The 24,985-nt window shown below is 40.6% G+C and carries 22 protein-coding genes and 1 tRNA gene; 1 reads left to right on the top strand and 22 read right to left on the bottom strand.

Annotated elements, in window-relative coordinates; genetic code table 11:
* Together ABFG93_RS18015 and hemA are read right to left on the bottom strand one after the other, a co-directional pair.
* A complete protein-coding gene (locus ABFG93_RS18015; protein WP_347549399.1) occupies window positions 1-828 on the bottom strand; it encodes a cytochrome C assembly family protein in 828 nt (275 codons plus the stop codon).
* A gap of 17 nt (window positions 829-845) precedes the next feature.
* Entirely contained in the window at window positions 846-2,219 is a 1,374-nt protein-coding gene (gene hemA, locus ABFG93_RS18010) for a glutamyl-tRNA reductase (protein WP_347549397.1), read from the bottom strand.
* A gap of 239 nt (window positions 2,220-2,458) precedes the next feature.
* Between hemA and ABFG93_RS18005 the strand changes: the two genes are divergently transcribed.
* A complete protein-coding gene (locus ABFG93_RS18005) occupies window positions 2,459-2,935 on the top strand; it encodes a LiaI-LiaF-like domain-containing protein (RefSeq protein ID WP_347549396.1) in 477 nt (158 codons plus the stop codon).
* Window positions 2,936-2,965: 30 nt separating this feature from the next.
* Here the strand turns inward: ABFG93_RS18005 and ABFG93_RS18000 are convergent, their stop codons facing one another.
* The 20 genes from ABFG93_RS18000 to glcT form a co-directional block, all read right to left on the bottom strand.
* Complete coding sequence (locus ABFG93_RS18000; protein WP_347549395.1) at window positions 2,966-3,706, bottom strand: amino acid ABC transporter ATP-binding protein; 741 nt, start codon at window positions 3,704-3,706, stop codon at window positions 2,966-2,968.
* Window positions 3,707-3,727: 21 nt separating this feature from the next.
* The gene (locus tag ABFG93_RS17995) at window positions 3,728-4,387 is read right to left on the bottom strand and encodes an amino acid ABC transporter permease (RefSeq protein WP_347549394.1); all 660 of its coding nucleotides are present in this window, start codon (window positions 4,385-4,387) and stop codon (window positions 3,728-3,730) included.
* A 76-nt stretch (window positions 4,388-4,463) separates the two neighbouring features.
* Window positions 4,464-5,279 (bottom strand): transporter substrate-binding domain-containing protein, encoded by an 816-nt coding sequence (locus tag ABFG93_RS17990; RefSeq protein WP_347549393.1) that lies wholly within the window; start codon window positions 5,277-5,279, stop codon window positions 4,464-4,466.
* Between the two features lie 286 nt (window positions 5,280-5,565).
* Complete coding sequence (yihA, locus tag ABFG93_RS17985; RefSeq protein WP_347549392.1) at window positions 5,566-6,147, bottom strand: ribosome biogenesis GTP-binding protein YihA/YsxC; 582 nt, start codon at window positions 6,145-6,147, stop codon at window positions 5,566-5,568.
* Entirely contained in the window at window positions 6,144-8,465 is a 2,322-nt protein-coding gene (lon, locus tag ABFG93_RS17980) for an endopeptidase La (RefSeq protein ID WP_347549391.1), read from the bottom strand. Before lon ends, yihA begins: the two co-directional genes overlap by 4 nt.
* Before the next feature lie 171 nt (window positions 8,466-8,636).
* Window positions 8,637-10,298: an ATP-dependent protease LonB gene (gene lonB / locus ABFG93_RS17975; RefSeq protein ID WP_347549389.1), complete on the bottom strand. Its 1,662-nt coding sequence runs from the start codon at window positions 10,296-10,298 to the stop codon at window positions 8,637-8,639.
* Window positions 10,299-10,432: 134 nt separating this feature from the next.
* Window positions 10,433-11,707, bottom strand: a complete 1,275-nt coding sequence (clpX, locus tag ABFG93_RS17970) for an ATP-dependent protease ATP-binding subunit ClpX (RefSeq protein WP_347549388.1) — start codon at window positions 11,705-11,707, stop codon at window positions 10,433-10,435.
* 327 nt (window positions 11,708-12,034) lie between these two features.
* Window positions 12,035-13,327 carry a trigger factor gene (tig, locus tag ABFG93_RS17965; protein WP_347549387.1) on the bottom strand — a complete coding sequence of 431 codons (1,293 nt, stop codon included), beginning with the start codon at window positions 13,325-13,327 and terminating at the stop codon, window positions 12,035-12,037.
* Between the two features lie 260 nt (window positions 13,328-13,587).
* The gene (locus tag ABFG93_RS17960) at window positions 13,588-14,616 is read right to left on the bottom strand and encodes a tetratricopeptide repeat protein (RefSeq protein ID WP_347549386.1); all 1,029 of its coding nucleotides are present in this window, start codon (window positions 14,614-14,616) and stop codon (window positions 13,588-13,590) included.
* A gap of 251 nt (window positions 14,617-14,867) precedes the next feature.
* Window positions 14,868-14,944, bottom strand: a tRNA-Arg gene (locus ABFG93_RS17955).
* 229 nt (window positions 14,945-15,173) lie between these two features.
* Entirely contained in the window at window positions 15,174-15,689 is a 516-nt protein-coding gene (locus tag ABFG93_RS17950; RefSeq protein WP_347549385.1) for a metallophosphoesterase, read from the bottom strand.
* Window positions 15,690-15,707: 18 nt separating this feature from the next.
* Entirely contained in the window at window positions 15,708-16,301 is a 594-nt protein-coding gene (locus ABFG93_RS17945) for an XTP/dITP diphosphatase (protein WP_347549384.1), read from the bottom strand.
* Window positions 16,294-17,052, bottom strand: coding sequence for a ribonuclease PH (gene rph, locus ABFG93_RS17940; protein WP_347549382.1), 759 nt, complete (start codon window positions 17,050-17,052; stop codon window positions 16,294-16,296). The genes ABFG93_RS17945 and rph overlap by 8 nt, the downstream gene beginning before the upstream one ends.
* 128 nt (window positions 17,053-17,180) lie before the next feature.
* Window positions 17,181-18,269, bottom strand: coding sequence for a GerMN domain-containing protein (locus tag ABFG93_RS17935; protein WP_347549380.1), 1,089 nt, complete (start codon window positions 18,267-18,269; stop codon window positions 17,181-17,183).
* Window positions 18,270-18,386: 117 nt separating this feature from the next.
* Complete coding sequence (gene racE / locus ABFG93_RS17930; RefSeq protein ID WP_347549379.1) at window positions 18,387-19,184, bottom strand: glutamate racemase; 798 nt, start codon at window positions 19,182-19,184, stop codon at window positions 18,387-18,389.
* A gap of 29 nt (window positions 19,185-19,213) precedes the next feature.
* Window positions 19,214-19,663, bottom strand: coding sequence for a MarR family winged helix-turn-helix transcriptional regulator (locus ABFG93_RS17925; RefSeq protein WP_347549378.1), 450 nt, complete (start codon window positions 19,661-19,663; stop codon window positions 19,214-19,216).
* Between the two features lie 183 nt (window positions 19,664-19,846).
* Window positions 19,847-21,574, bottom strand: coding sequence for a phosphoenolpyruvate--protein phosphotransferase (gene ptsP / locus ABFG93_RS17920; RefSeq protein ID WP_347549377.1), 1,728 nt, complete (start codon window positions 21,572-21,574; stop codon window positions 19,847-19,849).
* A complete protein-coding gene (locus ABFG93_RS17915) occupies window positions 21,574-21,840 on the bottom strand; it encodes a phosphocarrier protein HPr (RefSeq protein ID WP_347549376.1) in 267 nt (88 codons plus the stop codon). The genes ptsP and ABFG93_RS17915 overlap by 1 nt, the downstream gene beginning before the upstream one ends.
* Before the next feature lie 29 nt (window positions 21,841-21,869).
* Window positions 21,870-23,906: a glucose-specific PTS transporter subunit IIBC gene (gene ptsG, locus ABFG93_RS17910; protein WP_347549375.1), complete on the bottom strand. Its 2,037-nt coding sequence runs from the start codon at window positions 23,904-23,906 to the stop codon at window positions 21,870-21,872.
* Window positions 23,907-24,071: 165 nt separating this feature from the next.
* Complete coding sequence (gene glcT, locus ABFG93_RS17905; protein WP_347549374.1) at window positions 24,072-24,911, bottom strand: glucose PTS transporter transcription antiterminator GlcT; 840 nt, start codon at window positions 24,909-24,911, stop codon at window positions 24,072-24,074.
* Between the last annotated feature and the right edge of the window lie 74 nt (window positions 24,912-24,985).

Genomic DNA, 24,985 nt, shown 5'->3' with positions numbered 1-24,985 from the left:
TTAAACATACCAGAAATGGAATTCAGAAAATGTTCCTGATAAGAACACATTAATCAGAACAAAACAGAAAGCTGCGACGTTCCACCAGGCTAACGATTTCCCTTCAATATCTCTAGCTACTTTTTGATATAAGTAAGTGCTATAAACTCCAAGCACAAAAAACGAAATAATAACCTTCGCATCAAACAAGCTAAATTGCTCAACTTTTAACATTGCCCAGACGATTCCGAGAATTAAGCTCAACAAGAGCAATGGCACGCCAAGAACGCTACATAAGTATGAAAGCTTCTCAAGCTGAGATAAGTCTCCAAATCTCCTAAGTCTTTTACTCCATTTCTTTCCCTTTAGCATTTGGTAAACGATCAAATACATAATCGAGAAAATAAACGATAAAGAAAATGCCCCGTAAGATAAAAAAGCCATCGTAATATGAATAATTGAAAGCTCAGACATAAGCTGTTCTGTCAACATGCTAGAAGCCTGCTCCTTTGTTGCAAAGAGGTTAATAGCCATGATGCTGAAACCAAGTACATTTGCAAAAAATACAAAGAAATCAACCCGGAAAAACCAGTTAATCAATAGGGAAAGCGAGACAATGACCCACGCATAAAAAAATAACCCCTCAAAAGGTGTCAAAATCGGGAAGCCGCCAATCGTAATGATCTGCATTATCAAAAACGCACTTTGTAGAACCCATACAATAGAAAGCAACCAGAAGGCAAACTGATTTGCCCTCCGGTTGTTTTGCAAGAAATCAATAAAATATCCCAATACACTAAGGGCGTAAAGTAAGATGGTTACGTCATAAAGCCAGCTAGCGTTCGTCACAAATCAGGTCTCCTCTCCTAGGAGCGCAACTGCGATGCCTGTAATAAAGGGGAGTAAGCAACGGATTCATGGTGTCTTTTCTCTTCGTTTTCTTTCACTCGCTGCTTGTGGAGTTCTCTTTCAATCTCTTCCTCTATCGCAAAAATCTTCGTAAAGATTTCAAGTGACTCTTCTGCATTTGGTTCTGCAGCCATTTCCTTCACACGAACAATCGGATCTCTCAGCAGCTGGTTCACTATACTTTTCGTATGTTTACTTAGCACTTTACGTTCTCGGTCAGTTAAATCCGGAAGCTTTCGCTCAATACTCTTCATCGTCTCTGCTTGAATAGAGAGAGCTTTCGAACGAAGCGCTGTAATCATCGGAACAACACCGAGCGTGTTAAGCCATTCTCTGAATTGAACAAGATCCTCTTCAATCATAAGCTCAACCTTCTCAGCTTCCTTCTTTCGCTCAGCGAGGTTTGTTTCAACAATACCTTCAAGATCATCGATATCGTACAAGAAAACAGAGTCCATGTTGTTTAAAGATGGATCAAGGTCTCTTGGAACTGCAATATCCACCATAAATAGCGGACGGCCTCTACGTTTCTTGAGCAACGGTTTTACACTCTGCTCTGTTAAAACGTAGTTTGTTGAACCTGTAGAACTGATCAGAATATCGGCATCAGCAAGAGCAACATCCACCTCATCCATCGACCGAGCTTGTCCACTAAATCGAGATGCAAGCTCTGATGCTTTCTCAAGAGTACGGTTTACTACAGTGACTTGATTTACGCCGTTGCTCTGCAGGTTCTTCGCTGTAAGCTCACCCATTTTGCCTGCTCCAAGAATAACAACATGCTTATTCTGAAGGCCACCAAAGATCTTCTTTGCAAGCTCAACTGCAGCGTAGCTTACTGAAACAGCATTTTCCCCGATTTCTGTGACAGAATGAGAGCGCTTAGCAAGCGTAACAGCCTGTTTAAATAACTGATTAAAAATCGTTCCAGTCGTTTGCGACTCCTGTGCAAGTAAGAAAGCGTCGCGAACCTGTCCTAGAATTTGTGTTTCCCCCAGTACGAGTGAATCAAGTCCAGCTGCCACGCGATAAAGATGCTCAGTTGCAGCGTCATTTTCACGAATTACTAAATAAGGTGAAAAACCTTCTTTTTTAATTCCGAACCATTCAGATAGAAATGCTTTTGAATAATATCTCCCTGTATGAAGCTGATCAGCAACCACATATAACTCTGTACGGTTACATGTCGATAAAATCACAGCTTCTAGAATACTTTTAGAGTGACGCAACTTATCTAATGCTTCAGGAAGATTGTTCTCCTGAAATGAAAGTTTCTCCCGTATTTCAACAGGGGCTGTTTTGTGGTTCAACCCTACGACCAGGATGTGCATCGTTCCACCCCCCAAAAAATTGTTAGCCCAAAATCTCCTGCTATCATATCATTACTAATAATTGTAACATGTGACAAAACTCACAGAGTTAGTAAATGTGAACAGACTATGAAAGCAGTTATGATATGATAAAGTAAGTATTTTCTTTGCTTATTATTAGTAGTCATACAACTATTAATGTACCAGAAAATCAACAGTATAGCAAAAAATGAGTTTTTTTGACATTAGGAGGATTTCCATTGAAACGTCAAAGTGTTTTTCCAGGAGTATTATTTATTGGAATTGGTCTTTTCTATCTAATTCAAACGCTGAATCTTCCCTTCTCTGCTCAGATCACAAACTGGCAAATCATTTTAATCTTAATCGGAATTGCCATGATCATTCAGGGGCTAATTGCTAAAGAAGGACATATGCTTTTCCCCGGCACTCTATTACTGGGACTTGGATTGCATCTCTATTTCATCAATAAACTCTCGATTTGGCCGGATACATGGGGAATGTATGCCCTTATTCTGGGTGCAGCTTACTTAATCACGTATTACAAAACGAAAAAAACAGGGCTTGTACCGGGACTAATATTGCTTGCCATTGCGATTATCGAGCTTCTCTATACTGGCTTAGAAATCTGGCTTGCCTCTACTTTTTCTTTCATTGGTGAATTCTGGCCAATCGTTTTCATTGTTCTTGGTATTTATCTTGTCACGAAAAAAAAGTAAGGAGTCTGCTCCTTACTTTTTTTATCATTTTTATAGAATCGAACTTAGGAAATCCTGTGTTCGTTGCTCTTTAGGGTCATTGAATATTTCATTTGGATGACCTTTTTCTACAATTTTACCATCGTGCATATACACAACCCAATCACCTACTTCTCGCGCAAACCCCATCTCGTGCGTTACAACTACCATTGTCATGCCTTCTTTAGCCAGAGACTTCATCGTAGCGAGAACTTCTCCAACAAGCTCTGGGTCAAGGGCGGATGTTGGCTCATCGAAAAGCATGATATCCGGTTTCATCGCAAGAGAGCGCGCAATGGCGACACGTTGCTTCTGGCCACCGGAAAGCTTATTTGGATATACATCCGCTTTATCCGCTAGTCCAACCTTAGCAAGCAGTTCTTTTCCTTCTTTGACTGCATCAGCACGCTTCAACTTCTTCACCATTAATGGGGCTTCAATAACATTTTCTAGAACCGATTTATGTGGGAATAAATTAAAGTGTTGAAACACCATTCCGACACGCTGTCTAACTTTATTAAGATCGTTTTTCTTCGGGTCAATTGTATCCCCTTCAATAATGACATTTCCGCTATTTTTGATTTCAAGAAAATTCATGCATCGTAGTAGGGTGCTTTTACCTGAACCACTAGCACCAATCAACACGACAACATCACTTTCATTCACTTCTAAATCGATATCTTTCAGTACATGAAGATCACCGAATGATTTATTTAGTTTCTCAACACGAATCATCTGGGCTTTTTCTGTCATCGTCTACACCTCACTTCTCACTTAATCACTTGCGGATAATCGTTTTTCAAGCAGGTTAACCAGCATCGTAAAGATTAAAACAAGAACTAGATAGTATACTGCTACGATTAAAAGATAAGTCATTTCATCAAATGTTCTGGCACCCTGCGTTGTCGCTATGCTGAACAATTCCGGTAGAGCAATAAAAGCAGCTAGAGAGGAATCCTTTAAACCAATAATAAACTGATTTCCTAACGGTGGTAGAGCTCGTCTAAACGCCTGTGGGAGTATAATTCTTCTCATTGCAAGCGTATGACTCATCCCAAGAGAGCGCCCCGCTTCCATCTGACCTTTATCAATCGATTGAATTGACCCTCGGAAGATCTCCGCAATATAAGCCCCGTTATGCAGTGCTAGACCAATCGATGCTGCCCAGAACTTCGGGATGTTAAACTCGGTTAAACCAAAGTAGAAAATAAAGATTTGGACGATAAGGGGCGTCCCTCGAATAACTGCAATGTAAATATTCGCAATCCAATTCAAGATTTTTGATTGTGATATTTTAAAGAGTGCAAAGAAGAGTCCAATAAAGACTGCGATTAGAACAGAAACGAAGGTAACCCTTATAGTAAGCCATAGTCCTTCGAAGAAAACCGGATAACTATTTAATAATGTCTCAAAAAAATGAGCAAAAGTTGGCAAGTGCGATCAGCTCCTTAAGAGTTTGATAACAAACAAGGTTAAAAAGGAATGTGCGCATCGCACACATTCCTTTCCCTTACTCGCTGTCAGGATTCTGGGTGATGTCTACTCCGATGTATTCCTCGCTAAGTTTCGTTAGTGTTCCATCTTCTTTTAGTTCGGTAATAGCTTCGTTTACCGCCTCAAGAAGTTTCGAATTCTCTTTCTTGATTGCAACAGCCTGTTCACTTGTACCAAGCTGTTCAATCTTTTCAATCTTAAAACCTTCTTCTATTGCCTGCTTACCTGTAATATCATCTGTAATAACTGCATCATGCTTTCCTTCGCTTAATGCACGAAGAGCTGTCTGATCACTATCATAATTTGAGATTTTATCTGTATACTCCTGTGCAGATTTCTCGTAAGTCGATCCCTTTGATACCGCTACGTCCTTACCAGAAAGATCTTCTATACTTTTAATGTCACTTCCAGGCTGAACATAAAGAACTGGGCCAGAATAATAGTATGGTTCACTGAAATTCACGGCTTTTTTACGCTCGTCAGTAATCGTATGACTGGCTACCGCTGCATCATAGCGACCGGATTGAATGGCTGAAACCATCCCACTAAATTTGAATTTTTCAACTTCTGGCTCAAGACCTAACTTTTCGGCAATAGCTTTACCAACGGCTACGTCAAAACCTGAAAGATCCCCGTTCTCATCAACTGTACTGAATGGAGGAAATTCACCAGACACTACGAAACGGAACTTTCCGTCCTCCGTCAATTCAAGACCATCTTCCCCTTCTGATCCTGATGACTCACCACCGCTGTTTTCATTACTACCACATGCAGTAAGAACAAGAACAAACATTAACAAAATTACGGTAATAAAATTCCATTTTCTTTTCATCTCATGTCCCCCTTAAACGACTTTTTCATTGCAGTTATTAATTATGTAAACTGCGATACTACAATAATACCAATTTTTAGACATTTCTTTCAATTACAATTGAACCTTACTACACCCCCTAATCCCCCCTTTTTTTTGGATAAGCGCAGCTGAGCTCATCCGCTCTAGGGTTTCCTTCATCTTTCTTCAATTCCCTTTCTAAATGTTATTTAAACCAAAGATTTCAGAATAATCAAAACCAAAAGAAAAAGAATCAGTCCGACTTTTATGCCGGACTGATTCGAAATTATAGATAAGATCTAATTGCACTCCATACGTCCTCTTTCCCCTGCCCTGTATGGGAAGAGAAGGTTACGAGCTTGTCTGTTGGTTCAATCTTAAGCGTCTGGCTAACCACTTTTAGGTGCTTTGCCCATTTGCCTTTAGGAATTTTATCGGATTTCGTCGCCACAACAATGACTGGAATTTCATAGTGCTTTAACCAATCATACATGACCACATCATCATTTGAGGGTGCATGTCGTAAATCAACGATTTGAATGACAGCCTTTAACTGATCTCGATCAGTTAAATAGGTTTCAATCATTCGCCCCCATGCCTCTCTCTCTTTCTTAGACACTTTGGCAAACCCATAGCCAGGTACATCAACAAAATACAAGAACTCATTAATCATATAGAAATTGAGTGTTTGCGTCTTACCTGGCTTTTGAGACGTTCTAGCAAGATTTTTACGATTGATTAGCGTGTTAATTAAAGATGATTTTCCTACATTGGATCGGCCAGCAAGACCAACCTCAGGAAATCCATCTACCGGATACTGTTCAGGCTTAACAGCGCTAATAATAAAATCTGATTTTGTTACTTTCATTTATTTTCCCCCACAAGTGCGGTTTTTAACACTTCATCCAAATGTGAAACTGGAAGGAATGTTAAATCTTTGCGAATGCTTTCTGGAATATCGTCCAGATCTTTTTCATTTTCTTTCGGCATAATAATGGTGGTCAACCCTGCACGATGAGCACTTAATGACTTTTCCTTCAACCCTCCGATTGGTAAAACCCGTCCTCGAAGTGTGATTTCACCAGTCATACCGACATCTCTTCTCACAGCTTTTCCAGTCAACGCTGATACGAGTGCCGTTGCAATCGTTATTCCTGCCGAAGGCCCATCCTTAGGCGTAGCTCCTTCAGGAACGTGAATGTGAATGTCATTCGTTTCATGAAACATCGGATCAATTGACAGTTCCTCTGATTTCGAACGAATATAACTGAATGCTGCCTGAGCAGACTCTTTCATGACGTCACCAAGCTTACCCGTTAAAATCAGTTTGCCTTTACCGGGTGATAGTGAAACTTCAATAGCAAGCGTATCCCCACCTGCCGTGGTATAAGCAAGACCTGTAGCAGTTCCAACCTGATCTTCTTTTTCAGCTTCCCCGTAACGGAATTTTGGGTGACCAAGGAGCTCTTCAAGCATAGCTTCTGTTACAATCACGCGCTTTTTCTTACCTGACACAATTAGCTTCGTTGCTTTTCGGCAAACAGTAGCAATCTGTCGTTCCAGATTACGAACACCAGCTTCTCTTGTGTAATGACGTACGAGCTTATAAAGACTTTCTTCTCTCATTTGCAGGTTAGCTTTTTTAAGACCATGGTCTTCTAACTGCCTTGGCATCAGGTAATTCTTCGCAATATTCACTTTTTCAATTTCAGTATATCCTGCAATTTGAATAATTTCCATACGATCCAGTAGTGGTTCTGGAATCGTAGCAAGATTATTTGCTGTTGTAACAAACATGACTTTGGAAAGATCATAAGGCTCTTCAATGTAATGATCACTAAATGTATTATTCTGCTGGGGATCCAATACCTCAAGGAGGGCAGATGATGGATCTCCTCGGAAATCATTCGACATTTTATCAATCTCATCCAGTAGAAAAACTGGGTTGATTGTTCCAGCTTTTTTCATCCCTCGGATGATGCGGCCTGGCATAGCACCAACATAGGTTCTTCTGTGTCCACGAATTTCAGCTTCATCACGAACACCACCAAGGGAAATTCGTACAAATTCACGGCCAATTGAACGAGCTACTGACCTCGCAAGTGACGTTTTCCCGACGCCAGGAGGGCCAACAAGACAAAGAATAGGACCTTTTAATGACTTGGTTAGCTGTTGAACGGCAAGATACTCAAGTACTCGTTCCTTCACTTTCTCAAGTCCATAATGATCTTCGTTTAGAATTTTTTCTGCATGATTAATATCGAGATTATCCGTCGTTTCTTTCGACCATGGTAGTTGGATCAGCCAATCGATATAGTTGCGTATAACGGAACTTTCAGCAGAACTCTGCGGGATTTTCTCATAACGATCAAGTTCTTTGTAAGCCATCTCCTCTACGTTCTCAGGCATATTCGCTTCTTCAATTTTCTCCTTGAGTGTCGAAATTTCTCCAGTTTTTCCTTCTTTTTCTCCAAGTTCTTTCTGGATCGCTTTCATCTGCTCACGAAGATAATATTCTTTCTGCGTCTTTTCCATTGAACGTTTCACACGCTGACCAATTTTTTTCTCGAGATCAATAACATCCTTTTCATTTTGAAGAATCTCGATTAGCTTATTTAACCGTTCCTGTGCGTTGTAGGTTTCAAGGATTTCCTGCTTCTGACGAATCTTGAGAGATAAATGAGAAGCAATGATGTCTGCCAGTCTCCCGGGCTCTTCAATATCGCTTACAGAAGCGAATGTTTCAGCCGTTACTTTCTTGGAAACTTTAATGTATTGCTCAAATAAATCAAGAACCGTACGCATTAATGCTTCATCTTCCACATTTAAATCCGCGCTCTCATCAATTTGTTCGATTTCTACTTCATAAAAATTATCCGTATCTTTAAAATCAATGATTTTCCCGCGCTGAAGTCCTTCAACCAGGACTCGGATCGTTCCATTTGGCAACTTTAGCATCTGCTTTACCGTAGCAAGAGTTCCAATTTCATAAATATCTTTTTCCTCAGGCGTTTCAATCTCAACCTCTTTTTGTGTAGATAGAAAGATCTGTTGATCATCCATCATCACCTTTTCAAGTGCTTGGACAGACTTATCACGCCCTACATCAAGGTGTAGCACCATTGAGGGATAGACAAGTAACCCTCTTAAAGGGAGCAGCGGTAAGGTTTTATGTTCATTCTTCAATCTAGGCACCTCCAGACAACAAACTATAAAAACGTTATCTTGACTCGTTAAAACCCGAGCTTATATTGTTAATAAGTTGTACTTCATTGTATCCTAATTTTCTTATACTTGTCTAATCATCCTTGCTCAATCATCAAAAAAACTTATCTACAAAAAGAAAAGCCCAGCCCGTTAACTACCGGGCCGGGACTGACCTATAACAATAGACGGGAACTCCTTCGGTTTTTCAATTAAGAAGGCTGCATCAAACACTTCTGATAGGTGTTTAACAGGAACAACTTTAATTCCCTTAATTCCTTTTAACATTTCCTCAAAATTTTCTTCCGGAATTAATGCGACTTCTGCTCCAGCATCTCTTGCAGCAGTGACTTTAGCGAACACACCACCGACTGGCTTTACCGATCCATGAATACTAATTTCACCCGTCATAGCTAACTTATTACTGACCGGACATCCTTTTATAGCAGAATAGATTCCCGTAGCAATGGCGACGCCTGCGGACGGCCCATCTACCGGCACACCACCTGGAAAATTAATATGTAGGTGATATGAATCAGCCGGAATGCCCATGGATTTTAGTACAGTCATCACATTTTCAACTGATGATTTGGCGAGACTCTTTCTTCTGATCGATTTTGTTTGATTTCCGATGCTTTCCTCTTCCACGATACCAGTGATGGTTACTGATCCTTCTTTTTCTGTTTTGACAGCAGTCACTTCTATTTCGAGCAATGCCCCTGTATTGGGCCCATAGACAGCAAGTCCATTAACAAGTCCGGTACTTGGATGAAGCGGGATTTTCCTTTCAGGTCTTGGCGTTAATCGACTAGCATGAATTACCCACTCCATATCAGCCGCTGTAATGTTTTCTCTGTTTTCTGTGATCGCAAGTCCGGCTGCAATTTGCATTAAATTAACTACTTCCCGACCATTACGCGCATACCTACTAATTCTTCCGATTCCTTCTTCATCGATTGTAAGGTTTAGTTTCTTTGCTGCTCTTGAAGCAATCTTTGCAATCTCAACCTGACTGAGTTCTCTAAAATAAACTTCCATACACCTTGAACGAATAGCAGGCGGGATATCATCAGGAGTCCTTGTTGTAGCCCCAATCATTCTAAAGTCAGCTGGTAGTCCATTTTGAAAAATGTCGTGAATATGAGTCGGAATATTTGTATTTTCTTCACTATAATAAGCACTTTCGAAAAATACTTTTCGATCCTCAAGTACTTTTAGAAGTTTGTTCATTTGAATCGGATGAAGCTCTCCGATTTCATCAATAAATAAAATACCACCGTGTGCATTTGTCACCGCTCCCTGTTTTGGTTGAGGAATCCCAGCCTGTCCCATTGCGCCAGCCCCCTGGTAGATCGGGTCGTGGACAGAACCAATTAGCGGATCGGCAATGCCTCTTTCATCAAACCTAGCTGTTGTAGCATCCAATTCAACAAAAACAGCTGATTGCTTGAATGGCGTTGTTCGATTTCGTTTTGCCTCCTCAAGCACCAGACGCGCAGCTGCAGTTTTCCCAACACCTGGGGGGCCATAAATAATCACGTGCTGAGGATTAGGGCCACATATGGCAGCTCTAAGTGTACGAATCCCTTCTTCCTGACCGACAATTTCTGAAAAACCTGAGGGTCTAATGCGTTCTGACAGTGGTTCGCTGAGCGAAATGCTTCTGAGCCTTCGTAACTGCTCCATCTCTTTTCGTGATTCCTTATCTATTGAAATTTTCTGGGTTCGCTGATTACGGAGAAGGTTCCAGAAATATAATCCTATTACAATTCCAAAAAATAATTGTATCGCTAGTGCAACGCCTGTCCAATTCATTATCGTACCTCCTGGAGAATTTTCAATAGCTTTAGTATCTCCTGAGGCGTTGTTCCATAAACCGGAAATTCATAATTTAGAGATTTGATTCAATTATAAAGAGCCAATCACCCGGGGGGTGATTGGCTCTTATATTAAGCACTTTCTTTTGGGGATTTTTTATCTTCGTCAATGACAGAGCCATCTTCGAGGATTAAGCGCGGAGTTGATTTCTCACTTACAGTAGAAGCTGTAAGTACGCATTTCTTAATTTCATCACGAGACGGAAGATCGTACATCACATCGAGCATAATACCTTCAATGATAGAACGAAGTCCACGTGCACCTGTTTTTCTTTCGATCGCTTGTTTTGCAATTTCTACTAATGCATCATCTTCAAACTCAAGCTCAACATCATCAAGTTCGAGTAGTTTCTGATACTGTTTGACAAGCGCATTTTTTGGCTTAGTCAGGATTTCAACCAGTGCTTCTTCATCAAGCGGTTCAAGACTACCAATAACAGGAAGACGACCGATGAATTCAGGTATTAGACCGAAACGAAGGAGATCTTCTGGAAGAACCTTACCAAGGTATTCGCCTGGTTTCAGATCTTCTTGCTTAGCTTCACCGCTAAATCCGATGATCTTCTTACCGAGTCTACGCTTAATAATTTGCTCGATTCCGTCAAACGCTCCACCGCAAATGAAGAGGATGTTTGTCGTATCGATTTGAATAAATTCTTGATGAGGGTGCTTACGCCCACCTTGCGGGGGAACGCTTGCTGTCGTCCCTTCAAGAATTTTAAGTAGTGCTTGTTGAACACCTTCACCGGACACGTCACGTGTAATGGAAGGGTTCTCAGACTTACGAGCCACTTTGTCAATTTCGTCAATGTAGATAATGCCTTTTTCAGCTTTTTCTACATCATAATCTGCTGCCTGAATAAGCTTAAGAAGAATATTTTCAACATCTTCACCTACATAACCAGCTTCTGTTAAGGAAGTAGCATCAGCAATAGCAAATGGCACATTCAAAATTCTAGCAAGCGTCTGTGCAAGTAGGGTTTTACCGCTACCTGTTGGGCCTATTAATGCGATGTTACTTTTCGCAAGTTCTACATCGTCCGGCTTAGCAGACGCATTAATGCGTTTATAATGATTATAGACTGCGACAGATAAGGATTTCTTTGCCTTCTCCTGACCGATTACATAATCATCTAGTATCTGACAGATCTCATGAGGTTTTGGTACCTCTTTGAAATCCACCTCTTCTTCTGTTCCTAGCTCTTCTTCTACTATTTCAGTACATAGCTCAATACATTCGTCACAGATGTAAACACCTGGTCCTGCAACAAGTTTTCGCACCTGATCCTGCGTCTTACCACAGAAAGAACACTTAAGTTGTCCTTTTTCGTCGTTAAATTTAAACATGAATTCACCCCTAACCGTTGATCTCGATGAAATCCGAGTAGGTCTATCTGCAAAGGATCTAAATGTTTCAAATGAACAATTGATCACTTAATAAGCAATCCTAACGGGCATCCACCATTGGTTTCTCATCCTATTTATGTATTGAAATTGTATCATATAAAGCAAAAGGATACGAAGTAAAACGACTTTTTACGTGTAATATGTATCTTAGTATTTGTCTTACTAATATGTTTAGCTAAATCACGCGATTTCATTACTACTTCTTTTTTGTAAAAACAAGGCGCGATTAAGCGCCTTGTTTCAGATAAGCCAAATCATTAGCTTTTATTAAGCTTTTTTGCTGTTATTTACAAGTACATCAATTGCTTTACGGATGCGAAGGTCACCTTTAAGTGCATCTGTGCCACCTTGCATCATAAGCATTTGGCGAATTTGTTCTTCTTCCATGTTGTACATAGCTGCCATTTTAGAAAGTTCTTCATTAACTTCTTCTTCAGAAACTTCTACATTTTCAGCGTCAGCAATAGCTTCAAGAGTCAAGTTCGTGCGCACGCGCTTTTCACCGTCTTCTTGCATTTGCTCACGAAGTGCTTTTTCATCCTGTCCTGAGAACTGGAAATACATCTCAAGATTCATGCCCTGCTGCTGTAGACGCTGTTCAAATTCTTGAAGCATCCGGTCTACTTCTGCATCTACCATTGCAGATGGAAGATCAATTTCGCTATTTTCAGTAGCTTTTTCAATCAACGTATCTTTCTTTTGAACATCAGCATCTTCTGCTTTTTGTTTTTCAAGATTTTCTTTAGTAGTTTTCTTAAGTTCATCAAGCGTTTCTACTGATTCATTTACATCTTTCGCAAATTCATCGTCAAGATCTGGAAGCTCTTTGCGTTTAATGTCGTGAACTTTAACTTTGAAAGTCGCTTCCTGTCCAGCAAGATTTTCAGCATGATACTCGTCAGGGAAAGTAACAGTTACTTCTTTCTCAGCTCCAGCTTTCTCGCCAATCAATTGCTCCTCAAAGCCAGGGATAAATGTGTTTGAACCGATTTCTAGAGAATAGTTGTCACCTTGTCCACCTTCAAATGGTTCTTCACCAAGGAAGCCTTCAAAGTCAATAACAGCAGTATCGCCTTCTTGTAGCTCACCATCTTCAACAACAACAAGCTCCGCTTGCTTCTCTTGAAGTGATTTAAGCTCAGCTTCAACTTCTTCGTCTGTTACATTTGTATCCTGTTCTTCAACTTCAAGACCTTTGTATTCGCCAAGCTTCACTTCAGGCTTAACCGTTACAGTTGCTTTGAAGATCAAGTTTTGACCTTTTTCGATTTGCTCTACATCTACTTCAGGACGATCAACAGGGTCAATTCCTGATTCTTCTATAGCTTCTGAATAAGCTTTAGGAAGAATGATATCAAGAGCATCCTGATATAGTGATTCTACGCCAAAACGCTTTTCGAAAAGTGAGCGTGGCATTTTACCTTTACGGAATCCAGGTACGTTTACCTGTTTAACTACCTTCTTAAATGCCTCGTCCAGTGCACTATTTACCTCAGTAGCGTCCACTTCAACTGTAAGGACACCCTGGTTACCTTCAAGCTTTTCCCATTTTGCAGTCATTTACACATTACCTCCAACAATAAATATATTTCCACTAATCGAGCGTTTAAAAAAGATGACGCCTTTTGGAGTATAAAAGCGTCTCTAGTCTTTTAAACGATCTCTTTTACTAGTAAATATTAGTTTGCAACCACTATATTATAACATAGAATAGGCGTTTATCAACACTTACGACATGGGGGGCAAACCGTTTCACCAATGAACAGCTTAACGACCTTCTTTCTAACTCGCAAGCATAATTGTTTCATTACCAGGTATTTCTAGTCAAACGGACGATAAAATGGTTGTTTTTCAATGTTCATGATGCGATTTGCAGCTACCTCGAAATCCGCTGGCTTCACTTCATAATAGTCGCCAAGCTCCTGATAAGTCATCTCCTCACCATTCAACCCAGAGGCTACTTTATGAACAGCCGCTGCCCAGATCGAGCTGTTCGCAGGCTCTGCTTCAAATGGTGAAATGGCGAATAAGTAATGCCACCAGATTTGCATACACATCTCAAAAAGAACCGGATTTTCTTGCTCAACAATATCGGAGAGCTTTTTCTTAACACTCAAAGAGAACTCCTGTAAAAAAATATCTTCTAACTTCGAAGGATTAACATGAATTTCTCTTCCAAACTTATGTACGGTGACTTCTTGATCTAGCTCTTTCTCCATTAGCACTTGCAGTACCAGGCTTTTTAAAAGAGGATCTTTGTCTGTAGCATTTAAATATGTAAGGTAAACAGGTATCGACTTTTCTTCATTTACAGAACTTAATTTCTGTATAGCAAGCCATTGTTTTTCCGTCTTATCGCTTTCAAGGAACTCAATCAGCTTTTCTACATCTTCTTCATGAATTGGGCCATCGTCGTCATGGTGGTCAATGTCATAACTTGTCATTTGTCTGCTAAAATGCAGAAGCTGATAGAGCGATTCCGCAACACTTGACGGAAGCTGGTTTTCTTGCAGTACCACCTCAATCATCGTAACTACTTTCTGATACTTTCCAAGCTGAACTAATATCGATATGTATACTTGAAAAATGTCGTAATAATCCCCGATACCCTGCTGCATCATTGTTTCACAGCGTTCAGAAGCTTCGTTCAACTCTCCCATTTCCACCAGACTGAGCACCATCCCGAAATGCCCCTGGGGATGATCCGGTTCAATTTCAAGAAGCTGACTGAAGTGTTCATGTGCATCCTTTATTTCCTTTGCTTTAAGGGCTGCCATTCCTTTTTCGACAAGCTTGCCTGCCACGTTTGGAAAATAAACTACTTTCCTTTCATGCTTTTCTTTATCCATGACGTAATCGCTCCACTCTCTTATATTCTCTATTAAAAGAGTTTACAGCAGGAAAGGCGCAGCTACGATTAGATATCAGTTTATCAGTATCCACATGTAAACTCAAGCTGAAGCATGCGGGGCGCTTTCAGTACAGTCACTTTCTCGCTTAAACTACTCCATGAAACATTAAGATAATGATACCTCAAGCTTCTAAACACACAAAAAAAGCCTTCCATCAAAGTGATAAAAGCCTTACTAGAAATTAGATATGGTGTCCCAGGAGAGATTCGAACTCCCGACCGACGCCTTAGAAGGGCGTTGCTCTATCCTGCTGAGCTACTGAGACACTATGTAAATACATTGAATTACGAATATAACTTACGCTAATTCAAACTCATTTTTGCAGAGACAAATATTAATATAGCGAACTTGCAATGTAAAGTCAATAGTCTTTATTTCAATAAAAGTAAAACGAACCATCGGTGAAGGAAGCAGTCATCCCTCACGGATTGTTCGTTAAACTAATCGGAGCCTTGCTCGCTGTTATCGATGTGTTACTTCTTGCTTCTCAAAGGTTAATTTAAAGTGAACGTTCTGGATATATCAGCTACACTTTCTCCCGTTTCATCGTAAAACGTTACCCTAACTTCCCTTTCAGACCAATCGACGATGGCATAGGTTTTGATCGCTGGTTTTCTAGGAAGGCTAATACTACCCGGGTTTAGAAAAAGTGTGCCTTCTTCATACAAAGCGAATGCCTCGTGAGAATGTCCGAAACAAACCAGATCAGCATTCGTTTCTTCCGCTTTATAAGCAAGTTTCATGATCGTCATTTTCACATTATACAAATGACCATGAGTTGCAAAAATCGTTTTTTCACCAATGAATTCTGCGATTTCATTAGGATACCTGCTGTCGAAATCACAATTCCCTCTTACTCTCAATTGAAACGGAGCCATTTCCTCCGCATCATAATTGAATTCAGAGTCACCGCAGTGAATCATGCCAGCCACATCATTACCGTGTCTTTTCACTAGAAGATCAAGTTCTTCATTTGATCCATGATTGTCACTTACTACTAATACTTTCACGTCTCTCACTCTCCCTGTCTAGAGTAACGTTTTCAATCCTTCTTCCAACCGATCAAGCGCCTGGCCGCGGTGTGAGATCGCATCCTTTTCTTCTGGCGAAAGCTCTGCCATTGTCTTTCCGTGCGTCGGCAGATAAAAAATCGGATCATATCCAAAGCCAAAATCCCCTGAGCGCTCAAATGCAATTGAACCCATGCATGTACCAGAGAACACTTCTGTTCCCTTACCAGGAATAGCAACCGCTAACAGGCATTGAAAAGAAGCTGTACGTCTTTCTTTGGGAATATCTTTCAGCTCCGTTAAAACCTTATCGATATTTGCCTGATCATCTTTCTCAGGTCCCGCATAGCGGGCAGAATAAACGCCAGGATCGCCATCAAGAGCATCAACGACAAGACCGGAATCATCTGCGATCACGATTTGATTCGTTAAACGCATAATAGCTTCTGCTTTTAAAACAGCATTTTCAGCGAACGTACTTCCCGTTTCCGCTACGTCCGGTGCTTCATCAAGATCCAACAGTGATTTAACCTCAAGGCCAGCTGATTCAAACCTGCGCTTAAATTCCTTTACTTTCCCTTCATTTTTCGTTGCAATAAGAAGATTACGCATTTTTGGGTTTATCCCCCTTGATCGTCGTAGCAAATTCACCTATGACTTCCTTTTGCTTTTGAATCAATTGTTCTACCCCTTCTTTTCCAAGAGAGAGCATGTTATTCAATTGGTCCATTGAGAAAGTTGCTTCCTCACCAGTCCCCTGTAATTCAACGAATTTCCCTGCACTTGTCATAACAATATTCATATCAACCTGTGCAGATGAATCTTCTTTGTAACACAAATCAAGGATCGCTTCTCCATTTTTATCAATTCCAACAGAGGTTGCTGCTAGAAAGTCAGTCAGCGGCATCTTTTTGAACTGCTTTCTAGTTAAACCCTTTTCAACCGCAAGCGCAAGAGCAATAAAAGCACCTGTGATCGAGGCAGTCCTAGTGCCTCCATCCGCCTGAATCACATCACAATCAATCCAAATTGTGCGTTCCCCAAGGGCTTCTAGGTCGACAACGGTTCGGAGAGCTCTCCCAATCAACCGTTGGATTTCCATCGTTCTCCCCGCTACTTTTCCTTTACTGGATTCGCGAATATTCCTCTGTTCTGTAGCCCTCGGAAGCATTGCGTATTCAGCAGCAATCCATCCCTTTCCCTGCCCTCTCATAAATGGTGGCACACGTTCTTCAATCGAAGCAGAGCAAATAACCTTTGTATCGCCTACTGATATTAATACAGAACCTTCAGGATGTTTAATATAATCTTTTTCAATATGTATCTCTCGCAATTCATTAACTTCACGTCCGTTAACTCTCATAATCGTCCTCCTGTTCACCATATTCTTTGACAAGCTCCAGAATAGATGAATGATATTCGTCATTTTCTTTCGTCTAAAACGAAAAAAAGAGGCAGTATTCCTGCCCCTCCATCCTATCATATTCTATTTTAAAAACCTACTTTGTTCACATCCACTGGCCTTGAAACAGGCTCTGAGAGAACGTTCCCGGCTTCATCAACCAGTTCTGAGTGACCGTCCACTGTAATCGCCACTTCGCTTACATCTTTTTGTTCAGTTAATGAGAGAACTAAACTTTTCAATAACTCCTGCTGGAGAACTTTGTCTTCAGCTCCTGTTAAAATGGCCTCATTAAATTCGAGCGTTAACAGACCATCTTCCTGATCTGCATTGAGAAGTTTAAGATCTTTTGAAAATTGACTGAACAACCCGGAGTGAACAGGCGGACCTTCCATCAACCCTTTTAATACGCCGCTAACATCATCAGATACCCCCTCCATCCGTTTCGTCACTGGTACATAATAAGCATAATCCTCACTTTGTGCCATAAAGTACACCGTAACATCAGTACTGTTTGAAACGTCAACTACATTACCCATTTCGTGATTAATACCATTTGATCGACTAAAGCTGTCCCCAATCGGTGTGCCATTCACTGGCATTTCCATTTGATCATAGCCATTAATTTGTATTTTAACCTTTTCTACCCCATCAAATTGAGTTAGCGTCCACGTTACCGCTTCAAGAATTTGCTTTTCGTTTTCAGCTGCATAATCCCCGAACTCTTTAGAAAAATCAACTACTAGCGTATCATCCATCTGATCAATTCCATTCACAACTGTTCCGGCTGGCAATACTGCTTGAAAACCATTAGGAAGCATTTCGGTAATAGGTCCATCTACAACAAGGTACTCTAGAGCCTGTTTAGCAGCACTTTCAACAGCAGGAAGCTGGAAACTTTGTGGTACAACCATGCCATTTGCGTCAAGCAGATAAAGCTGGCGAGTGGTCACCCCTGTCGTAGCATCAGCAGATTGATCCTCGGTCGCTTCTTCTGAGCTACTTTCCTCCCCTACAGCCTCCGTCTCTTCCCCATCCGATTGCTCACCTTCTTCAACATAATCGACCTTAGGAGGATCGATTTCTTTCAATGATTTTTCAAAACCAAACCCACACCCTGATATTGTCAGTATGCATGAAAGCAACAATAACGTGAATCCAATCCCGCGTAAACGCATAGCTATCCCTCCCCGGATGGTTTGTACTACCATTTATACGAGTTATATTAAAATTTATAACCAACGATGGTGAAAGACTTTATAAGAATAAAAAAACTCCAGTCCTCTTTTTGAGGGCTAGAGTTTAATTTGTTTTACGGTTAGAACTGGATAATCAAGCCAGTGACTGGCGATCTTCGAGAAATTATCGATTGATCCAGTGGTCAAAAAGGTATGGGAAGGTTTCTCATCACCAATGTAGAGAAGGGAGCTGTATTCTAAAATACCACTCACCTCATAAGCCGTCTCATCACCCGAGCAAATAATCGCTGTTTCTTTTCCCATTACAGACTGGATGACAGGTTCCAATAAAGGATAATGGGTACATCCTAGTATGAGCGTATCAATCCCTTTATTAAATAATGGAGAAAGAGTAGAACTAACAATTTCATATGTTTCCTTACTATTAAGGTTTCCTGTCTCCACAAGGGGGACAAAGGGTGGGCAAGCAAGACTTTCTACTTTTATCTCATTATTTATTGCTTTAAGTGAATGCTCATAAGCTCCACTCTTAACTGTTCCTAACGTGCCTATTACACCAATATTTCTGTTCGTTGTTTCCTTAATGGCACTTCTTGCACCTGGAAGGATCACACCTCGTACAGGAATATCGAGTTGTTCCTGAATTTCTTTTAATACAACTGCTGTCGCTGTATTACAAGCGATGATCAGCATTTTAATTTGGTATTGCTCCAGAAGGTAGTTTGTCATCTCCCAGGTATACTGCCTGACCTCTGTTGCTGACCTTGGACCGTACGGACATCTTGCTGTATCCCCAAGGTAAACAATCTCTTCCTTTGGCAGCTGCCGCATGATTTCTCTTGCAACAGTTAATCCCCCTACTCCTGAATCAATAATCCCTATCGGTTTCTTCAATATATTTCGCCTCTCAGTTACGGGTCCAGTTAGTTCTTTTTCATTTCGTCGTAAAGTAAATGCAAACTTTCTTCAAGAGCTTTTACTTGATCACCAGAAAATCTTTGTGTGATGTTTTCCAAATAGACCTGTCTTTTGTGAATAACTTTTTTAATAATGTCATTTCCCTTATCCAATATATGAATTCGAACCACACGTCGATCATGTGGGTCTTTTACCCTTTTAACTAAATCAGTTTTTTCCATACGATCAACAAGGTCCGTCGTTGTACTGCAAGCAAGGTACATTTTATTAGAAAGTTCACCAATGGTTAAATCACCATGTTCAGAAAGCCATTGGAGCGCAAGAAATTGAGGAGGTGTAATTGAAAATTCGCTAAGAAGTTCACGCCCGTGTTGTTTAATAATACCTGCTACCATACGGAGTGATTTCTCTATATCAACAATTGACGCTGGTTCTCTCGTTAATTCTTCAGGCATCTGTTATCCCCCTTAATGATTCTTACTCTCTATTTTGATTGTAACTCAATTGAAAAGCAAGAGTAGCGCTTTATGTAAAATAGCCAGTATTTCGTCGGTTTAAACGTTCGCCCGCTAAGTTTGAAATGAGGTGTGCCTAGCTTTCAGCACCACTTGTAATATCAAAAAAAGAGCTATAGTTACCTATAGCTCTTCCGTTGCAAAATGCTCTTGTACATAAGCGATCACTTCTTCGTTCGTAGCGAGCGTAAGTATATGATCAATATGAGAAGCGATTTCTTCTTTAGATAGCTTTGTCATCTGGCTTCTAGCTGGCAGAATGGATGTTGCACTCATACTGAACTCATCCAGCCCGAGCCCAAGCAAAATTGGGATTGCAATTTGGTCGCCTGCCATTTCTCCACACATACCTGCCCACTTGCCTTCTTTATGAGCTGCGTCAATAACCATTTTCACAAGTCGCAGGATAGCAGGGTTATATGGCTGGTAAAGATAAGAAACTTTCTCGTTCATCCGATCAGCCGCCATTGTATACTGGATAAGATCATTTGTTCCAACACTAAAGAAGTCAACTTCTTTAGCAAAAACGTCTGCCATGGCAGCCGTCGCTGGAATTTCAACCATCATACCAATTTCAATGTCGTCTGAAACTTCAACTCCTTCCCCAATTAGCTCTTCCTTGACAGAAAGAAGCATCTCTTTCGCCTGACGGAATTCTCCAACCGTCGCAATCATAGGGAACATGACTTTTAAGTTACCATGTACGCTTGCGCGAAGAAGAGCCCGAAGTTGAGTACGGAAAATTTCAGTTTCTTCCAGGCAAAGACGAATCGCACGGAAACCTAGAAATGGATTCATTTCTTTTGGAAGGTTTAAGTATGGTAGTTCTTTATCTCCACCGATATCAAGCGTTCTGATGACAACCGGCTTTCCTTCCATTTTCTGAAGGACTTCTTTATATGCATTAAACTGTTCTTCTTCTGAAGGCAACTCATTTCTACCCATATAAAGGAATTCTGTACGGTAAAGACCTACTCCTTCTCCACCGTTCTCAAGTACACCTTTCACATCTTCAGGAGTTCCGATGTTTGCAGCAAGCTCAACGTGTTTCTCGTCTTTAGTCGTTGTTGGCTCGTTAACAAGCTTGGCCCATTCTTGCTTTTTGGCTTCGAAATCTTCCTTTTTCTTAGTATAATGAGCCACTTCTTCTTCAGAAGGATCAACAATTACTTCGCCATCAATGCCGTCAATAATAATCAGTTTACCTTCCACTTTTTCTGAAGTAACTGTTTTCGTTCCAACGACTGCTGGAATTTCCATTGAACGGGCCATGATAGCTGAGTGAGATGTTCTACCGCCAATATCAGTTGCAAATCCTTTAACAAACTGCTTGTTAAGTTGTGCAGTGTCAGATGGCGTCAAATCTTCGGCAAGAACAATCACTTCATCCGTAATCGCTCCTGGAGAAGTAAATGTAACACCAAGTAAATGTGCAAGGACACGCTTGGATACGTCACGGATATCAGCAGCACGTTCTTTCATGTACTCGTTATCCATGTTCTCAAACATGCTAATAAACATATTTGAAACATCGCTCATTGCACTTTCAGCATTAACTTTTTCATTATTCACTTTATCTTTTACTGCATTCAACAACTCTGGATCAGATAAAACGAGAAGATGAGCAGCGAAAATCGCTGCTTTATCTTCCCCGAGCTGTTCATTGGCATGATTTTTAATAACTTCAAGTTCTTCTTTAGCACGGTGAACCGCTGCTTCAAAACGTTCGATCTCAGCACCTGCATCGGTAATTGAAGATTTTTCAATTTCAAGTGCAGGATTTTCGAGAACGAATGCTTTTGCAATCGCAATCCCCGCAGAAGCGCCAATCCCAGTTAATTGGATAGACATTACTTGCCCAGACCTTCGTTTTCCATAACTTCAGTTAGTCCCGCAATCGCATCGTCAGCATCTGATCCTTCTGCTTTGATTGTGATTTCAGAGTTTTGTTGAATACCAAGGCTCATAACACCCATGATTGACTTAAGGTTTACTGATTTACCGTTATATTCAAGAGCTACGTCTGAGCTATATTGACCAGCTTTGTTAACTAGTGCTGTTGCTGGACGTGCATGAATTCCTGATTCGCTTGTTACTGTGAAATTTTTCTCTGCCATTTTTAATTCCCTCTTTCAATTTTTATATTTTATTTGGATATTGTAATAATATCTTTGTCTTCCCGAGAAACAGAACCTTCTTTTGCCAGGTCAATTGTCTCTCCTTCTTCAAGGTTTGTGAAAACGATAGGCGTGATTGTTGAAGTTGCATTTTCTTTAATATAAGCTAAATCAACTTTCATCAGCTTCTGTCCCTGCTTAATTTCATCGCCTTCATTGATAAATACCTCAAAACCTTCTCCTTTGAGGTTTACCGTGTCAATACCAACATGAATGAGAATTTCGCGACCATTAACGGACTCAATACCAATTGCGTGCTTTGTCGGGAACACATTCATTATTTTGCCATCAACTGGTGCGACAATCAAGCCATCAGTTGGTTCAATCGCAAAGCCGTCTCCCATCATCTTTCCAGAGAATACCTGATCAGGTACTTCTGTGATCGGTAAAATCTTTCCTTCAATCGGTGCAATAAGATGATCCTCGCCTTTAGGACCTGCTGATTCTTTAGGCTTCTCTTCTTTTTGCTGATCCTGAATCGGCTTTGGTGTTTTGCCACTAATAATATCTCTAATTTGTCCTTTCAAACCATCGGACTGCGTCCCAAAAATAGCTTGAATGTTGTTACCTACTTCCATAACACCTGACGCGCCAAGACGTTTAAGTCGCTTCTTGTCAACTTCGCCTTTATCCGCTACGGATACTCGGAGTCGAGTAATACAAGCATCTAGATTCGTAATATTGCTTTCTCCACCAAGAGCTTGAAGAACATTATAAGCTAAGGCAGTATTCTCTTGACCATCATCAGCGATCTCATCTTCTTCGTCTTCTTCACGTCCCGGAGTCATCAAATTGAATTTGCGAATTGCAAACCTGAAACCGAAGTAATAGATTACAGCAAGCGCTAACCCTACTGGAATAACAAGCCACCAGGCTGTTCTACCCTGGAGAACCCCGAAAAGGAGAAAGTCAATAACGCCACCTGAGAATGTCATACCAATTTTAACATCAAGCAGTGCCATTGTCATAAAGGAAAGCCCTGCAAAAATAGCGTGGATTCCAAAAAGAACCGGTGCTACAAATAGGAATGAGAATTCAAGTGGTTCTGTAATACCTGTTAAAAATGATGTTAGTGCTGCGGAACCCATAATACCAGCAACCACAGCTTTTTTCTCTGGGCGTGCTTCGTGGTACATAGCAAGTGCTGCAGCTGGAAGTCCAAACATCATGAATGGGAATTTACCAGTCATAAATGTACCTGCAGTAAGTTCCGCTCCATCCTTCAACTGTTCAAAGAAAATCTTCTGATCTCCTCGAATAATTTCACCAGCATCATTTGTATATTGACCAAATTCAAACCAGAATGGTGAATAGAAAATATGGTGAAGTCCGAATGGAATAAGAGATCGTTCAATGACACCGAATACAAATGCAGCAAGAGCTGGATTAGCATCAAGCATGTTATGTGAAAAAGCATTTAGTCCAGATTGAATTGGAGGCCATACAAATATCATGATCACACCAAGTATCAAAGCTGAAACCGCTGTCGCGATTGGAACAAAACGTTTCCCAGCAAAGAAGCCAAGATATTGAGGAAGTTGAATATTATAATACCGCTTATACATATATGAGGCAAGAATACCGACGATAATTCCTCCAAATACCCCTGTCTGTAGAGTCGGTATACCAAGAACATTGGCATATGATGCGCTTTCAGCTACTTGATCAGCAGATACGCCTTCAAGAACACCCATTGTAACGTTCATTACAAGGAAACCGACGATTGCAGCAATACCTGCTACTCCGTCTCCATCTGACAATCCAATTGCTACCCCTACCGCAAATAGTAATGCAAGGTTAGCAAAGACAATACCTCCAGATTCCTCCATAACAGTGGCAAGAAGCTGGAACCACTCAGCTGACAAGATCGGTAGTCGTTCGAGCAAGGTTGGATTTTGAAAAGCGTTACCAAATCCGAGCAACAAACCTGCAGCTGGCAGAATTGCAACTGGGAGCATTAGCGCTTTACCTACCCGTTGTAAAACCCCAAAAGCCTGTTTAAACATGTTTTTTCCTCCTTTTTTCTTTTCCCAAATAATGATTAAACATAAAAAAGACATGAGTGGACGGTATGACAATTCAATCAGGATATACTATACCCCAATAAGACTGTGTCATTCCGGATTCACTCATGCCTGATCGTATCAGTAACACGTTACCGTAGTATTAAATTATTTAGGAGAAAGCCTTTGCAAGTGCATCGTTAAATAGACTGATTCTGCATCGGGAAATTTCGTTTGAAGATCCTTCTGCATAATTCTAATCAACTTCCAAGAGAGATTATAGCACAGTGGATACTCCTCTTTCAACACTTTTTCTAATCGCTCATGTGCTTCAACAGGCTGATTGAGCTCACTTCGTTCTATCGCATGTCGAAGATGGCGAACGAGCCGTAAATAATCAATTCCAGTTCGAGTTATTTGTATAGTTAGAGATTCTTCAATCACCATAACAAGTCGGTTAATTAACTCAGAGTATTTATTTAACTTACCAATACTCCGATTCGTTATCGCACTGTGAATGTGAAGAGCCACGAAACCAATCTCACCCTCTGGGAGGGCAACATCAAGCTTGTGATTTAGTAACTGAATAACTTCCTCCGCAACCGTATATTCTTTAGGATACATGGTTTGCGTTTCAATCAGGAATGGATTTTTAACGTCCATGCCCTGACGAAGTCTCTTAATCGCAAATGAAAGATGATCAGTTAAGGAAACATGAATGTGTTCATCTAAGTCCGCATCCAATTTCTCTCCTATATATGCAATCGCATCGTTCATAATACCAATAAAAGATTCTGGTAAATGTGGGACTAATAGCTTGTACTGTTCTTGCTCATGTTTATCGATCAGCACAAAATATTTATCTACTTTTGACTCATCCAGTCTCTCGCCCTGTTGCTGATTGAAGCCAATCCCTTTTCCAGTCAGTACAACTTCATTATTCCGCTCTGTAAGGGCAATCACAACATTATTATTTAGAATTTTTTTTATTTCAAATGGACCATTCATGTTCAAATTCCCCTTATTAAACCGGTTTCATTTATGGTTTGAACGTATTAATAATAGTAAATAACACATGGATC

This window comes from Pseudalkalibacillus hwajinpoensis, from assembly GCF_039851965.1.
GTDB lineage: Bacteria > Bacillota > Bacilli > Bacillales > Guptibacillaceae > Guptibacillus > Guptibacillus hwajinpoensis_E.
This window is presented reverse-complemented; position numbering and strand designations above follow the sequence as displayed.